This is a genomic window from Variovorax sp. W2I14 (genome assembly GCF_050435205.1).
Taxonomy (GTDB): domain Bacteria; phylum Pseudomonadota; class Gammaproteobacteria; order Burkholderiales; family Burkholderiaceae_C; genus Variovorax; species Variovorax paradoxus_C.
This window is the reverse complement of sequence record NZ_JBNDJX010000001.1, coordinates 2,931,245-2,944,835: the sequence shown is the minus strand read 5'-3', so window position 1 is coordinate 2,944,835 and position 13,591 is coordinate 2,931,245. Positions and strand designations below refer to the sequence as shown.

At 67.1% G+C, this 13,591-nt stretch carries 19 protein-coding genes; 11 read left to right on the top strand and 8 right to left on the bottom strand.

Annotation, left to right across the window (positions count from 1 at the left end; genetic code table 11):
• Positions 1-118: 118 nt before the first annotated feature.
• From QF040_RS13785 to QF040_RS13775, 3 genes are all read left to right on the top strand, one after another.
• Positions 119-400, top strand: a complete 282-nt coding sequence (locus QF040_RS13785; protein ID WP_306883216.1) for a DUF427 domain-containing protein — start codon at positions 119-121, stop codon at positions 398-400.
• Positions 397-1,155, top strand: coding sequence for a 2OG-Fe dioxygenase family protein (locus tag QF040_RS13780; protein WP_429611492.1), 759 nt, complete (start codon positions 397-399; stop codon positions 1,153-1,155). Before QF040_RS13785 ends, QF040_RS13780 begins: the two co-directional genes overlap by 4 nt.
• Before the next feature lie 127 nt (positions 1,156-1,282).
• Positions 1,283-1,723 carry a universal stress protein gene (locus tag QF040_RS13775; RefSeq protein ID WP_013542598.1) on the top strand — a complete coding sequence of 147 codons (441 nt, stop codon included), beginning with the start codon at positions 1,283-1,285 and terminating at the stop codon, positions 1,721-1,723.
• A 49-nt stretch (positions 1,724-1,772) separates the two neighbouring features.
• Here QF040_RS13775 and QF040_RS13770 read toward each other — a convergent pair whose 3' ends face one another.
• Positions 1,773-2,495 (bottom strand): RluA family pseudouridine synthase, encoded by a 723-nt coding sequence (locus QF040_RS13770; protein ID WP_429611491.1) that lies wholly within the window; start codon positions 2,493-2,495, stop codon positions 1,773-1,775.
• Positions 2,496-2,586: 91 nt separating this feature from the next.
• Here QF040_RS13770 and QF040_RS13765 point away from each other — a divergent pair, with 91 nt between their 5' ends.
• The gene (locus QF040_RS13765; RefSeq protein ID WP_429611490.1) at positions 2,587-3,882 is read left to right on the top strand and encodes an MFS transporter; all 1,296 of its coding nucleotides are present in this window, start codon (positions 2,587-2,589) and stop codon (positions 3,880-3,882) included.
• On the opposite strand, the gene QF040_RS13760 is transcribed toward QF040_RS13765, so the two are convergent.
• The 3 genes from QF040_RS13760 to QF040_RS13750 are packed head-to-tail and all read right to left on the bottom strand — an operon-like array spanning position 3,879 to position 4,620.
• Positions 3,879-4,166 (bottom strand): 2Fe-2S iron-sulfur cluster-binding protein, encoded by a 288-nt coding sequence (locus QF040_RS13760; RefSeq protein WP_429611489.1) that lies wholly within the window; start codon positions 4,164-4,166, stop codon positions 3,879-3,881. The genes QF040_RS13765 and QF040_RS13760 overlap by 4 nt on opposite strands.
• The gene (locus QF040_RS13755) at positions 4,163-4,474 is read right to left on the bottom strand and encodes a VF530 family DNA-binding protein (RefSeq protein ID WP_013542594.1); all 312 of its coding nucleotides are present in this window, start codon (positions 4,472-4,474) and stop codon (positions 4,163-4,165) included. Before QF040_RS13755 ends, QF040_RS13760 begins: the two co-directional genes overlap by 4 nt.
• The gene (locus QF040_RS13750) at positions 4,471-4,620 is read right to left on the bottom strand and encodes a hypothetical protein (protein ID WP_013542593.1); all 150 of its coding nucleotides are present in this window, start codon (positions 4,618-4,620) and stop codon (positions 4,471-4,473) included. The genes QF040_RS13755 and QF040_RS13750 overlap by 4 nt, the downstream gene beginning before the upstream one ends.
• Before the next feature lie 87 nt (positions 4,621-4,707).
• On the opposite strand from QF040_RS13750, the gene QF040_RS13745 reads away from it, so the two are divergent.
• The 3 genes from QF040_RS13745 to QF040_RS13735 all read left to right on the top strand — a co-directional run bounded on the left by QF040_RS13745 (position 4,708) and on the right by QF040_RS13735 (position 6,937).
• The gene (locus QF040_RS13745) at positions 4,708-5,226 is read left to right on the top strand and encodes an N-acetyltransferase family protein (RefSeq protein ID WP_429611488.1); all 519 of its coding nucleotides are present in this window, start codon (positions 4,708-4,710) and stop codon (positions 5,224-5,226) included.
• Between the two features lie 4 nt (positions 5,227-5,230).
• A complete protein-coding gene (locus QF040_RS13740) occupies positions 5,231-5,935 on the top strand; it encodes a PepSY-associated TM helix domain-containing protein (RefSeq protein ID WP_429611487.1) in 705 nt (234 codons plus the stop codon).
• Positions 5,936-6,028: 93 nt separating this feature from the next.
• Positions 6,029-6,937, top strand: a complete 909-nt coding sequence (locus QF040_RS13735) for a DUF808 domain-containing protein (RefSeq protein WP_429611486.1) — start codon at positions 6,029-6,031, stop codon at positions 6,935-6,937.
• A 62-nt stretch (positions 6,938-6,999) separates the two neighbouring features.
• Here the strand turns inward: QF040_RS13735 and QF040_RS13730 are convergent, their stop codons facing one another.
• Both QF040_RS13730 and QF040_RS13725 read right to left on the bottom strand, forming a co-directional pair.
• Positions 7,000-7,212, bottom strand: coding sequence for a hypothetical protein (locus QF040_RS13730; RefSeq protein ID WP_307605080.1), 213 nt, complete (start codon positions 7,210-7,212; stop codon positions 7,000-7,002).
• A 39-nt stretch (positions 7,213-7,251) separates the two neighbouring features.
• Positions 7,252-8,430 (bottom strand): lactonase family protein, encoded by a 1,179-nt coding sequence (locus tag QF040_RS13725; protein ID WP_429611485.1) that lies wholly within the window; start codon positions 8,428-8,430, stop codon positions 7,252-7,254.
• A 102-nt stretch (positions 8,431-8,532) separates the two neighbouring features.
• On the opposite strand from QF040_RS13725, the gene QF040_RS13720 reads away from it, so the two are divergent.
• From QF040_RS13720 to QF040_RS13705, 4 genes are read left to right on the top strand one after another with little or no spacing between them, the layout of a single operon-like run.
• On the top strand, positions 8,533-8,805 hold the full coding sequence (locus QF040_RS13720; protein ID WP_429611484.1) for a DUF2164 domain-containing protein: 273 nt from the start codon (positions 8,533-8,535) through the stop codon (positions 8,803-8,805).
• 2 nt (positions 8,806-8,807) lie between these two features.
• On the top strand, positions 8,808-9,632 hold the full coding sequence (locus QF040_RS13715; RefSeq protein ID WP_429611483.1) for a VOC family protein: 825 nt from the start codon (positions 8,808-8,810) through the stop codon (positions 9,630-9,632).
• A gap of 57 nt (positions 9,633-9,689) precedes the next feature.
• Positions 9,690-10,118, top strand: coding sequence for a hypothetical protein (locus QF040_RS13710; RefSeq protein WP_429611482.1), 429 nt, complete (start codon positions 9,690-9,692; stop codon positions 10,116-10,118).
• A gap of 59 nt (positions 10,119-10,177) precedes the next feature.
• Positions 10,178-10,975, top strand: a complete 798-nt coding sequence (locus QF040_RS13705) for an enoyl-CoA hydratase/isomerase family protein (RefSeq protein ID WP_307611919.1) — start codon at positions 10,178-10,180, stop codon at positions 10,973-10,975.
• Between the two features lie 25 nt (positions 10,976-11,000).
• On the opposite strand, the gene QF040_RS13700 is transcribed toward QF040_RS13705, so the two are convergent.
• Together QF040_RS13700 and QF040_RS13695 are read right to left on the bottom strand one after the other, a co-directional pair.
• Positions 11,001-12,104: a M14 family metallopeptidase gene (locus QF040_RS13700; RefSeq protein WP_429611481.1), complete on the bottom strand. Its 1,104-nt coding sequence runs from the start codon at positions 12,102-12,104 to the stop codon at positions 11,001-11,003.
• A 47-nt stretch (positions 12,105-12,151) separates the two neighbouring features.
• Positions 12,152-13,465 (bottom strand): MFS transporter, encoded by a 1,314-nt coding sequence (locus tag QF040_RS13695; protein WP_429611480.1) that lies wholly within the window; start codon positions 13,463-13,465, stop codon positions 12,152-12,154.
• Positions 13,466-13,591: the final 126 nt, after the last annotated feature.

Genomic DNA, 13,591 nt, shown 5'->3' with positions numbered 1-13,591 from the left:
GGGTTCATACAGCCAACGAAAAAGTGGCAGTGACAAGCAACGGCACAATACCCAAGCCCCGTGCGGTAGCGCACCGGAAAGCGCCCCCCGCACCCCTCCCCTTGGAGACCAAGACAAAATGAAAGCAACCTGGAACGGCGTCACCATCGCCGAAAGCGACGACACCGTGCTCGTCGAAGGCAACCACTATTTCCCGATGAGTTCGCTCAACCGCGATCACGTCACCTTCAGCAACCACAAGAGCACCTGCCCCTGGAAGGGCACCGCGAGCTACTACTCCCTGTTGGTCAACGGCGAGCTCAACACCGACGCCGCCTGGTACTACGCCGACCCGAAGCCCGAAGCCGAGGAAATTCGCGACCGCGTCGCGTTCTGGAAGGACGTGAAGGTCAGCGCGTGACCACCACCGCCTTCACGCCGCCGTTCATCGACCCTGTCGAACTGCCCGCAGCGCTGCGCGAACAGGGCTACGCGGTGCTGAGCCCCCAGGGCGTCAGCGACTGGCTCGGCGCACCGCTCTCGCAGCTCGAGGCACTGCATGCGGACTGGAACGACCTTCCACCCGACGAGTACCTGAAGGACGGCGGCCGCTACCGCACGCGCCGCCATGCATGCTTCACCGTCGAGGCCGGCGGCGACAACGCCGCGCTCGAACAGGTGCCGCATCGCGCGCACTGGCAGCCGGTCGAATACAACGCGCTGCACGGCGGTATGCAGCGCTGGTTCGCGCCGATGCTCGCCGAGACCATCGTGCAGCCGGTGTGGCAGCGCCTGCTGCAGCGACTCGGTACGGCCGCGAGCGACATGCGGGGTGCGCCGCAGAAATGGTTCGTCGAGGCGCATCAGTTCCGCATCGACACCGCCGGTGGCATCGGCCGCCCGACCCCCGAGGGCGCGCACCGCGACGGCGTCGACCTGGTGGCCGTCGCGCTGGTCGGCCGTCAAGGCATCAAGGGCGGCGAGACGCGCGTGTTCGAAGCCAACGGCCGTCGCGGCGAGCGCTTCACCATGACCGAGCCGTGGACGTTGCTCGTGCTCGACGATGCACGCGTCATTCACGAATCCACGCCGATCCAGCCGCTCGAGGAGGGCGGCGAAGGTTGGCGCGATACGCTCGTGATCACCTGCCGATCACAGGGTTTCCAGGGCGATTGACGTCCGTTGGCGGTACTTTGGGTGCCGCTGGCCCGAGTCCTACAGCCACCCATCGGCGTAGCGGTTAAATTCGGGACCCGGTTCGACTTCGAGCCGTGTCTGTCTGCGAACGAAAGCGAGGTCCGCCATGTTCAATCACATCCTGGTTCCCATCGACGGTTCTGAAACTTCCATGCTCGCCGTCAGCAAGGCCAGTGGCCTCGCACTGGCTTTCGGAAGCCGCATCACGCTGATTCACGTGATCGACAACTACCCCTTCATCGGCGTGGGCGCGGACTATGCGCTCGGCCAGAACGAATACCTCGCCGCCGCCACCGCGAGCGCGAATGCGGCGCTGGCACGCGGCGTCGCGGCGCTCGCGGCCGAAGGCCTGCACAGCGACCAGCGCGTGATCGACGGCCATGTGGTGCACGAAGGCATCGTCGACACCGCCATAGCCATCGCGGCCGACCTGATCGTGATGGGCTCGCACGGTCGCAGCGGCATCGAGAAACTGCTGCTGGGCAGCGTCACGCAGCGCGTGCTGCAGGACGCGACGATGCCGGTGCTGGTGGTCAAGGGCGGCTGAGAAGGTATGAATAAACCTACTGCGCGGCTCGATCTCGCACCTGCGGTCCTCACCGTACAGAGTACGGCTCCGGTCCTCGGTGCAAGCTCGAACCGCTCGCTACGGTTTCTTCACACCTTCTGAGCGAAAAGCCTGAAGGACTTTCGAAGCGAAGGGACTGCTGCGTCGCCGGATGCGCGAACGCCAGCTCGCTCGCATGCAGCATCAGCCGCGGCGCACGCGCCTGCATTGCGGCATCGCCATACAGCGCATCGCCAAGGATCGGATGACCGATCGACAGCAGATGCACACGCAGCTGGTGCGAGCGGCCTGTCTCCGGTTCGAGCAGCACATGGGTCGCGCCGAACTCTCCCTGCACCGATGACGCGAGCGCACGCCAGCGCGTGAGGCTGGGCTTGCCCGCGGGGTCGGTCTTCTGCAGCGGACGGCGCGGCCAGTCGGCCATCAGCGGTGCATCGATGATCGACCAGTCTTCGCGCACGGGCATCGCGCCATCGACGATGGCTTCGTAGCGCTTGCGCACCTGCCGGTCGGCGAAGGCGGCGCTCAATGCGCGCTGCATGTCGAGGCTGCGTGCCATCACCACGAGGCCGCTGGTCGCCATGTCGAGCCGGTGGACGATCAGCGCATCGGGCCATTGCCGCATGGCACGCGCGCTAAGGCAGTCCTGCTTGTCCTCGCCGCGGCCCGGCACGCAGAGCAGGCCCGCGGGCTTGTCGAGCACCAGCAGGTGGGCGTCTTCGTGGATCGGTTGGAGAGGCGGCGCGGTCATCGGGAAGCAGAGTGTAGAGAGGAAAGGCGCAGGGAAGGGCGCCGCACCCCGCTCATGCGCGGCTCATGGTGCCTCGGCTATCCTCGACCGAATGTCCGGCCCCGCTCCCGCCTCCGCTTCCTCCCCCCAGCCCAGCTTTTCCGACCTGACGCGCGAGCGCCCCTTCATGCACATGTGGACGGCGCGGCTCTTCGGAACCGCCGCCTCGCAGATGCTGCTGGTGGCCATCGGCTGGCACATGTACGAGCTCACCAACAGCGCCTGGGACCTCGGCCTCGTCGGGCTCTACCAATTCGTTCCCGCACTCCTGCTGGCGCTCCTGGCCGGCCATATCGTCGACCGCCACCACCGCGGCCGCATCGTGGCGGCGTGCTTCGCGGTGCAGGGGCTGGTGGGATTGGTGCTTCTGCTGGCCGTGATGGAGAAGCACGACACGCGCGGCCTCTTGCTGGGCCTTTCGCTGGTGCTCGGGGCGGTGCGCGCCTTCCAGATGCCGGCGCAGCAGGCGCTCACGCCGCTGCTGGTACCGCCCTCGATGCTCGCGCGGGCCATGGCCTTCAGTTCGGCCGGCATGCAGGGCGCGATCATCGGCGGGCCGGCGCTGGGCGGGCTGCTGTTCGTGGCGGGCATGTCGGTGGTGTACGGCGCCAGCGTGGCGTTCTTCGTCATCGCCTGCGTACTCGTGCTGCGGCTGCGCTATGCCTACACGCCGGCCGCGCGCGAGCCGGTCACGCTCGCCACGGTGTTCGCGGGCGTCGATTTCATCTGGAAGCGCAAGCCCGTGCTCGGCGCCGTTTCGCTCGACCTGTTCGCTGTGCTGCTGGGCGGCGCGGTGGCGCTGCTGCCGATCTATGCGAAGGACATCCTGCACACCGGTCCCTGGGGCCTCGGCCTCCTGCGCGGCGCGCCCGCCGTGGGCGCGCTGGTGATGTCGATCGCGCTCACGCGCCGGCCGGTCGAGCGGCACGTGGGGCGCACGCTGCTGCTGGCCATCGGGCTTTTCGGCCTGTGCATGGTGGTGTTCGGCATCTCGAAGAGCTTCATCGTCTCGCTGATCGCGCTCGCGGTGTCGGGCGGGGCGGACATGGTCAACGTGGTGATCCGCCAGACGCTGGTGCAACTGGAGACGCCCGATGCGATGCGCGGGCGGGTGAGCGCGGTCAACTCGATCTTCATCGGCGCGAGCAACCAGCTCGGCGAATTCGAATCGGGCGCCACGGCGGCGCTGCTCGGGCCCGTGGGGTCGGTGGTGGTAGGCGGCGTGGGAACGATGCTGGTGGCGCTCACGTGGTTCAAGCTGTTCCCGTCGCTGGCGCAGCGCGATCGGCTCGTGGTGGCGGTGCCTGCCGGCGCCAGGCCGGTGGGGCCGGTCGGGCCGGCCTCCTAGTCCCGGAAAACCGAAAAGGCTTTCGGTGCGTCGAGCACGAGGTCGTCCAGCGCCTCCGCCACGCAGGGCAGGATCCAGCCCTCGTCCTTCTCGTCGAAGCTCAGGCCGGGCCATTCGATGATGTGGCGCACATGGCCTGAAACAAGCTGGCAGATGCAGGTACGGCAGGTGCCGTTGCGGCAGGAGCTCGGCAGTTCGATGCCGGCCGCCTCGGCCGCCTTCAGGAGCGTGGTGCCCGCATCGGTCTCGAAGTCGAGGCCCGAGGGCTCGATTCGGACCTTCATTCCTGGGGAGGCTGTTGTTGCTGCTGCCGCTCGCGGCGTTGTTCGCGCAGCATGAAGAGATAGAGGCTCTCGACCTTCTCGCGCGCCCACGGCGTCTTGCGCAGGAACTTGAGGCTGGAGCCCACGCTCGGGTCGATCTGGAAACAGCGGATGGGAACGAGCTCGCCGAGGTGTTCCCAGCCGTACCAGTCGGCCAGCGAGGTGACGATGGCCTCCAGCGTGAGCCCGTGCAGCGGGTTGCGCGGCTGGGCCGGCTTGGCTGCGGGCGCCGGGGCCGGTGGGGCCCCGGCCGGTGCCTCGTCGGTCACTTGTTCTTGAGCTTGCCGCGCGGAATCACCGCGGTGGTGATCGTGCGGACCGGCTCGATGCCGCCGGTGCCCACGGGCTTGGGCGGCGAGGTGTCCTTCTTCGGTTTCTTGGCTTCCTTGGTGCTGCGTTGCTGACTCTTGGCCATGACTTTTCTCCAGTTGATGCTACGGATGCAGCGGGCAGTTTAGCGGTGCGGCGACAATAGCCGGTTCCATCCGATTTCCCCGCATTCATGTCCGATTACGAAGTTCGCCCCGCCACGATGCGCGACGCCAAGGCCGTCGCCGAAGTCCATGCCCTGGCCGCCAAGGCCGCCTACGAAGGCATCCTCCCCGAAGAAGAACTGCGCACGCTGGCCCCGGCCAGCCGCGAAGCCAAGTGGCGCGAAGCCATCGAATTCAGCGAACCGCAAGTGCAGGTCGCCACGCTGGACGGCGAAATCGTCGGCTTCGTCGGATTCGACCGCTCGCGCGACCCCAAGACGCCGTCCACCACGGGCGAGATCTGGGCCATCTACGTCAAGCCCGAGCACTGGGGCAAGGGCGTGGGCGTGGCCCTCTGGGACGCCGCGCGCGAAGGCCTCGACGAAGAAGGCTGCACCACGGTCACCATCTGGGTGCCGATTCGCAACGACCGCGCCATGCGCTTTCACGAACTCGCGGGCTTCAAGCGCGAGATGAAGACCGCCAAGACCACGCTCTTGGGCACGGTGCGCATCGAAGAAATCCGACTCAAGCGCAGCGTCGCCTGATTCCATGACGCCGCCGCTGCCGACAACGCCCGACGCCGGCCACAACGGCAACCACGCGGCGCGGGTGCTCGCGCATCGGCGCCGTACAACCGTCGTGCAGTGGATTCGCCGCACCCACGGCTGGTTCGGCCTGTGGGGCGCGGTCCTGGGGCTCCTGTTTGGTTTCAGCGGCATCTGGCTCAACCACCGCAACGTGCTCAAGTTGCCGCAGGCCCAGGAGCGCACGCGGGCCCAGCTGGCGCTGCCCGATCCGGTGCCCGACACCCCCGAGGCGATGAGCCAGTGGCTTCAAGGCGCGCTGCGCATGAGCGGGCCGCCCAATTCATCGCGCATCGAGCCGGCCAAGCCGGTGGCCTGGGCCGACAAGAGCGACAAGTCGGCGCCCGCGCTGACGCAGCCCGCGCACTGGGTCTTCAACTTCGGCGGCCCGAACGAAACCGTGCAGGCCGACTACTGGCAGGGCAACCGCTCGGTCGGCGTCAACACCACGCACAACGGCTTCGTCGCCACGCTCACCAGCATGCACAAGGGTGGCGGCATGCCGCTCGCGTGGATCCTGCTGGTCGACACGCTGGCCGGCAGCCTGATCTTCCTGTCGATCTCGGGCGTGGCGCTTTGGATGCTCACGCACCGCCGCCGTCGCGTCGGCCTCGCACTGTTCGGCGCCTCGCTCGCCGCGATGCTGGCCACCGCGTTCAGCGCGCTCTGATCGGCTTCCCGAGGCTGCCGCGTACGGTTATTGCAAGTGCCTGCAGCCGCTGCGGCTAAGCTCGCCGATTCTTTTTCAGACTGACCTTTTCATATGGCCACCAGCCTGCTCCTGCTGCTCGACGACATCGCAACCGTCCTGGACGACGTGTCGATCCTCACCAAAGTCGCCGCCAAGAAGACGGCCGGCGTGCTCGGCGACGACCTCGCGCTCAATGCGCAGCAAGTCTCCGGCGTCAGGGCCGAGCGCGAGATTCCGGTGGTCTGGGCGGTCTGCAAGGGCTCGTTCATCAACAAGGCCATCCTGGTGCCCGCGGCGCTCGCCATCGGCACCTGGCTGCCCTGGCTGGTGACGCCGCTCCTCATGGTCGGTGGCGCTTTTCTCTGCTTCGAAGGCGCCGAGAAGCTCGCGCACAAGTTCCTGCACAAGAAGGAACACGAGGCCGACACCCAGCGCCACGAGCAAGCCGTGGCCGACGAGGCGGTCGACGTGGTGGCGATCGAGAAGGACAAGATCAAGGGCGCGGTGCGCACCGACTTCATCCTCTCGGCCGAAATCATCGCGATCACGCTGGGCACCGTGCAGGGCCAGCCGTTCACCACGCAGCTGAGCGTGCTGGTCGGCATCGCGCTGATCATGACGATCGGCGTCTACGGCCTCGTGGCCGGCATCGTGAAGCTCGACGACGCGGGCCTCTACCTGAGCCAGCGCGCGAGCGCTGTCTCCCGAGCCCTCGGCCGCGGCATCCTCGCCACGGCGCCCTGGCTCATGAAGGCGCTGTCGGTCGCCGGCACCGCCGCCATGTTCCTAGTGGGTGGCGGCATCCTGGTGCACGGTGTGCCCGCGTTCGGCCATGCCGTCGAAGACTGGGCCAAGGCCACGGGCGGCGTGTTCGGCACGCTGGGCTCGATGGGCGTGAACGCCGTCGTGGGCCTTGTCGCCGGCGCGATCGTTCTGGCGGTCGTGGAGCTCGTCGGCAAACTGCGCGGCAAGAAGGGCTGAGCCTGCTGCGGCGAGCACGTCCCTCTTACTGAAAACCCGCCGCAAGGCGGGTTTTTCTTTTTCTAGGAGCGCGGTTTGTTGCGCTGGAACAGGCCGACGCCGACCAGCGCGATGCCCAGCACCAGCGCGAACCAGCCGACGATGTACGCGCCCGCCACCATGTCGAACCAGCGTGTGCCTTGCAGGAAGCGGGGCGCCAGCAGCACGGCGGCGCCGATCACGAGGCAGAGGATGCCGCGTTCGAGCGTGCGGAGTTGTCGTTGGGGCTTGGCCATGGCTTTTTCTTCGATGGTGCGGGTTGATCTGTCAGCGCGTCATTTTCCGCGCATCGCCGCAGGATGCCCCTGCAGTTCAAACGACTTCCCCGTCGGCACCAGCGTGTCGCCATCGACGCGCAGGATCGTGATGTCCTGGTCGATGAAATTCCCCACGTAGAGGTACTTGCCGTCCGCGCTCCACACCGCGCCTTCGGGCAGGCCGCGCACCACCACCTCGTTGGCGCGCGTGACCTTCTTCCCGTCGATCTTCAGCAGCACGACCGAGCCGTTGCGGTTGTAGAAGTAGGCGTTCTTCGCCGAGTTGCTGCCGCGCAGGATCACCGCCACCGCATGCCGGCCGGTCGGGCTCACGGCCAAGCCCTCGGGGCCGTCGCCGACCACGACCTTGTCGATCACGCGCGGCGGCGCGGCTTCCATGTCGATCACGCTCACCGTGTCGACCTGTCCGTCCGACGCGCCCGAGTTGCCGTTGTCCGCCGTGAGCGCGAGCTTGCCGTCGGGCGTGACGTCCACGTTGTAGGGCCAGAGGCCGGCCGCGAGGTCCACCTTGTTGTAGCTGACCTTCTCGCCGTTCACTTCGAGCAGCGCGATCTTGTGGGCCGGAAACTTGGCGACCAGGGCCCGCTTGCCGTCGGGCGTGAAGCGCACATGCGCGACCGAATCGTTCATGGCCACGGTGTCGATGAGCGTCACCTTCTTGCCCGCGATGCGCAGCACGCTCACCGAGTTGTCGGCGCGATTGGCCACCAGCGCGAGCGTGCCCGCGCGGTTGATCGAGAGGCCCGAAGGCTGCTTGCCCAACATGAGCGTGTCGATGAGCCTGGGTGGTGTGGTGGTGAGGTCGATCACGAAGAGGCGGTTGTCGGGCACCTGCTTCCTCACGCCGTTTTCCTCGACCACGTTGAGCGAGTTCGCGACCAGCGCGAGCGTTTCGCCGGGCGTGATCGCGAGATTGGTCGGCGGGCCGGCGATGGTGTTGTCCAACTGCAGCGTGCCGACGAGCTTGGGCGCGAGCGGGTCGGTGCCGATGTCGAGCACCTGCACCGTGTCGCGTCCCATCGGGCCGAGGATGACGGCGCCTGCGTCGTTCCACGACTGCTTCTCGTCGTTGGCCACGATCATCAGCTGCCGCTGCGGGACGGTGGGCGTGAGGTTGGTGCAGCCCGAGAGCGCGACCAAGGCAAGGGCAGCCAATGCGGCCGGGTGGAACTTCATGGTGCGTGTCTCCGTTGTTGTGTGTCGTTGTCTCGCGCGCCGGGTGGCCGCTGCGCATCGTAGCGGCACAATCGTTCGCCTCAACACCCCAGAGCGAGCCGCATGACCATCGAGATATCCAAGGAAGCGCGCCAGCAGGCGATCACCTCGATCGAGCGCTACTTCAACGAGAACATGGAAGAGAAGATCGGCAACATCGCGGCCGGCGCGCTGCTCGGCTTCTTCCTGGAGGAGGTCGGTCCCCTCGTCTACAACAAAGCCGTGGCGGAGGTGCAGGAGCGGCTGCAGTCGCACATCTCGGAAGTCGATCTGGAAGTGCACGAGGAAGAGTTCCAGTACTGGCGCAAGTTCGACAGGCAGAAGAAGGGCCGCTAGACGTGGCGCCGTACCGCAGCCTCGATCACATCGTGATCCGCGCAAAGGCTGCCGAGCCGCTGTACACGCTCTTCGGTGAAGCCTTCGGGCTGCCCGTGTCCTGGCCGTTGCAGCACAGCGGCTTCGCGAGTTTCGGTTGGGTGAATGTCGGCAACACCAACCTCGAAATCTGGGCGTCGGCGAGCAATGCCGACCTGCCTTCGGACGTGCCACTGCCCCTCGTGCAAGGTCTCGCGCTCAACCCCGAGGACTTGCAGGCCAGCATTGCACGGCTGGCGCAGCGGGGCATCGAATGCAAGGCGCCGAAGGCGTTCCGCACGCAGAAGGACGATGGCACCTTGGTCGACAACTTCACCAACTCGGTGGTGCTCGATGTTTCTTCCGACGCATGCTGCGTCTTCTTCTGCGCCTGGAGTGCGGAAGGCACGATCTACCCGTGGAAGGAAAAGCTGGACGCCGTGCAGCGCAAGGCGAGGGACGAGGCCGCGTTCGGCCGGTGTGCGGGTGGCGCGCTGGGCCTTGTCGGACTGGCCCAGATACGGCTCGCGGTGCCCGACGTGCCGGCGGCCGAACAGGCGTGGCGGGCATTGACCGGTTCGCAGCAACTGCCCATCGCGTTGACGCCCGACATCGCATTGCACATCGTGGCGGGTGCGCGCGGCATCGCGACGATCGAGTCGCTGACCTTCGGCGTCCGGTCGCTGGCCGAAGCCAGGGCATTTCTGTCCGCGCGGCATTGGTTGGAAGGCTCCGCGCCCGATGAACTTGTGCTTTCCCGGTCCGCCTGCGAAGGGCTCGATCTGCGGTTTATCGAAGTTTCGGCGTAGCGCGTACGCATCGCCCGCCATTCAAAGATGCTTCCAAACGTTGCAGAATCCCAAGCCATGCAACTCCACCGCCCGCCCACCCGCTTTTCGCCTTCCTCGCTGCTGCGCACCCTCGTCGCGGTGCCGCTCGTGCTGGCCGCATCCCTCGCTGCTGCGCAGCAAGAGCCGCCCTCGGCGTTTCCCCTGGACGCCGCCGGCTATCTGAACGAGGAATTGCCGCGTATGGAGGCTGCCATCGCCGCCAGGGACCGCAGCTTCTTCCACGGCGCGATGGCGCGCACGGTGCAGTTCACCGAACGTTGGGGCTTCAAGGTGAAGGCCAATCCGGACCTCGCGGCCTACCCGATGTGCACCTCGGCGGTGATGGACTACGTGGTCGTCGGCATGTGCAAGCTCACGCCCGGCGACGAGGTCTGCGAGCCCGGGCTGGCGCCACGTTTCGATGCCAATGTGAAGCAGTGCCGCGAACTGGCGGCGCAAAAATAGCCTCCCGATCTTTCAACGAAGAAAAAAGTCCTCGTCTTCGGATGCAGGACGGAGACACCATGGACTACACCCGCTACCAGACCCTCGCCATCACCCGCCGCGGCGCCAACGGCACCGTGCTCGACATCCAGATGCGCGCGGCCAACGGGAAGCTGCCGACCGCCGGTCATGACGGCCACCGCGAGCTCGCCGAGATCTGGCGCGACCTTTCGGCCGACGACACGGTGCGCTGCGCGGTGCTGCGGGGCGAGGGGCTGGGGTTCTCGGGCGGCGGCGACCTTTCGCTGGTGCAGGACATGGCCACCGACGACGCCATCCGCCAGCGCGTGTGGAAAGAGGCGCGCGACCTCGTCTACAACATCATCAACTGCGACAAGCCGATCGTGAGCGCGATGCACGGCCCGGCGGTGGGCGCGGGGCTGGTGGCGGGCCTCTTGGCCGACATTTCCATTGCCACGAAGAGCGCGAAGATCGTCGACGGCCATACGCGACTGGGCGTGGCGGCGGGCGACCATGCGGCGATCGTCTGGCCGCTCCTGTGCGGCATGGCCAAGGCCAAGTACCACCTGCTGCTGTGCGAGCCGGTGAGCGGCGAGGAGGCCGAGCGCATCGGGCTGGTGTCGCTCGCGGTGGACGAAGCCGACCTGCTGCCGCGCGCCTACGAGGTGGCCGACCGGCTCGCTGCCGGCAGCCAGAGCGCGATCCGCTTCACCAAGTACGCGCTCAACAACTGGCTGCGCCAGGCCGGGCCGACCTTCGATGCCTCGCTGGCGCTCGAATTCATGGGCTTCGCGGGTGCCGACGTGCGCGAGGGCGTGGCGTCGCTGCGCGAGCGGCGCGCACCGAACTTCGGCTGAAGAAGACGAAGTCCGGCTTGCCGGATCAGGCCTTCTTCAGGCCTTGCAGCGTCTGCAGCAGTACGACGCGCGTCTGCCCGAGCACCATGCCCTTCCATTCGTCGTTGTCGCAGTAGAACGCGTCGCGCAGTCCCTGGCGGATCTCGCGCTTCTGCGCTTCCGGGGCCTCGGGATGGCGGCGCAGCCAGGTGTCGGCGCGCAGGCGAAGCAGCACTTCCAGATCGGGCAGCGTGCCGAACTCCAGGCCCATCGGCGCAACGCGGGCGTTCGGGCATTCGTCGTATGCGGTCGAGATGACGGGGCCCGACACGTCGGCCGATGCCGAGTCGCCGGCAAAGGGCGCGAAGACGTCGGCCCCCCACCAGGCATGCGCCAGCGCGAGGTCTTCGGGCGTGTTGCGGCCCGGATAGATCTTCTCGCCATGGCCGTAGGGGCCGAGGCCCGTGTGGACGTCGATCCAGCCGAGGTGGGTGGCCGATGCCGCGTACTTGCGCAAGATCGCGCGAATGGTCTTGTTGCTCCAGGACGGCGCGGTGCCACCGTAGAACAGGCCGTCGGGCGAGGTGTACTGGCCCTTGGTCACGGCCGCGCGGAAGGCGGTCATGCCGTGCTTGCCGATGTAGGCGGCCACGGCCGCGTCGTCGGCGGGCGTCGGCGGCCAGGTGGCGGGCAGCACCAGCGGCTCGACCTCGGCGTAACCGGCATTCACCGGCAGCGGCGCGTTGAAGTCGATGTGGTTGCGGTTCAGGTCGATGTTGTCTTCGTTCGTGCGGTGCAGGTGCGAAAACCCATGCGGGTTGACCGCATGCACCAGCAGCAGCGCCACGCCTGCCTGTTCGAGGCGCGAGAGCAGATCGGCATCGTGCAGCGTCGCGACCTGCGCGCCCGAACCGCAGAAGCCTTCGGGGCCGTGCGTGCCCGAGGTGACGAGCAGGACCTTCTTCGCGTCCTTCGCGCCGATCAGCGCCACGTCGGTGGCGAGTTCTTCGCCGAGCGCGCCGCGGTGCGCGGGATGCACGAACGATTCGATGGCCGCGCCGCGCTGTGCTGCGGCGTCGAGGAACTTGGCGCGGGCTTCGACATACGTGCCGGAGAAATAGCGCGTGGCGGCGGTGCGTTGTGTTTGCATGGGGTGGGGCTCCTGGGCGTGTACGTGGGAATCGTGGGAATGTTTTTTCAGGCCGGCGCGTGCGCGTCCGCGGCGTCGATGTCGCGGCCCGTGTGGTCGCGCAGCCAGATCAGGCCGAGCAGCGAAATCACCGTCATCGCCACGAGATACCAGGCCGGTGCGAGCTTGCTGCCCGTGGCGTTGACCAGCCAGGTGCTGATGAAGGGCGCGAAGCCGCCGAAGAGCGCCACGCCCACGCTGTAGACCAGCGACATGCCGCTCGCGCGCACCCGCTTGGGAAACATCTCCGGCAGCATCGTGATGCCCGGCACCGTCTGCACCACGAGCCCGACGCTGAACACGCCGAGCACGACGAACAGCACCAGCGGCGTGGGCGAGGCGTTGAGCCACAGGAAGCCGGGGTAGATCAGGATCGCCATCACGATGCGGCTCCAGAAGATGAGCGTCTTGCGGCCGACGATGTCCGAGAGCTTGCCCACGAACGGCGCGAGCGCGAACGAGAGCAACCCGGTGAGCGCCGCGCCGAACAGCGCCACCGAGGGCGTGAGGCCAAGCTCGCGCACGGCATACGTGGGCATGTAGAAGGTGACGACATACGCGGCCGTGGTGCCCCCGACGATCGCCAAGATTGCGGCCAGCACCGTCTTGCCGTGCTGGGTGCAGACGATCTTCAGGCTGCTCTCGCGCGGCGCCCTGGCGTCCTCGGCCGAGACGTGCAGCGACTCCTCGAGGTGGCGGCGGATGTACATGCCGACTGGCGCGATCAGCATGCCGATGACGAAAGGCACGCGCCAGCCCCAGCTCTGCATCGCCTCGGGCGTGAGCGAGAAGGTGAGCGCGCCCACCACGATGGCGCCGAGCATCACGCCCAGGCCCTGGCTCGCGAACTGCCAGCTCGCCATGTAGCCGCGGTTGGCGGGCGTGGCGTGTTCCACCAGCAGCGTGGTCGATGCACCCACTTCGCCGCCGGCCGAGAAGCCCTGGATGAGCCGCGCCAGCACGATGACGATCGGCGCCGCGACGCCGATGGCCGCGTAGGTGGGCGTGAAGGCGATGAGCGCGCAGCCCAGCGCCATCAGGAAGATGGTGAGCGTCATGGCCTTCTTGCGGCCCGCGCGGTCGGCGTAGGCGCCGATCACTATGCCGCCCAATGGCCGCATGACGAAGCCGACGCCGAAGCTCGCCACCGTCAGCAGCAGTTGGCCGTACGAATTGAAGGTCGGAAAGAAGAGCTTGCCGATCACGAGCGCGAGGAACCCGTAGACCGTGAAGTCGAAGAACTCGAGCCCGTTGCCGATGGTGGTGGCAACGATGGTCTGTCGCCGGCGGGCGGACGAGGGCTGCGTGCTTGGGATGCTCATGTCTCTCCAGTTGTGCTTTGGTGTGTGATCTGGTTGGAAGGTCGCTCGACCGACCGCGGCGGATGCTAGAGACTTGGTGCTGTCATGAAAAGACAATAATTGGGCGACAACGATAACTTTTGGTTG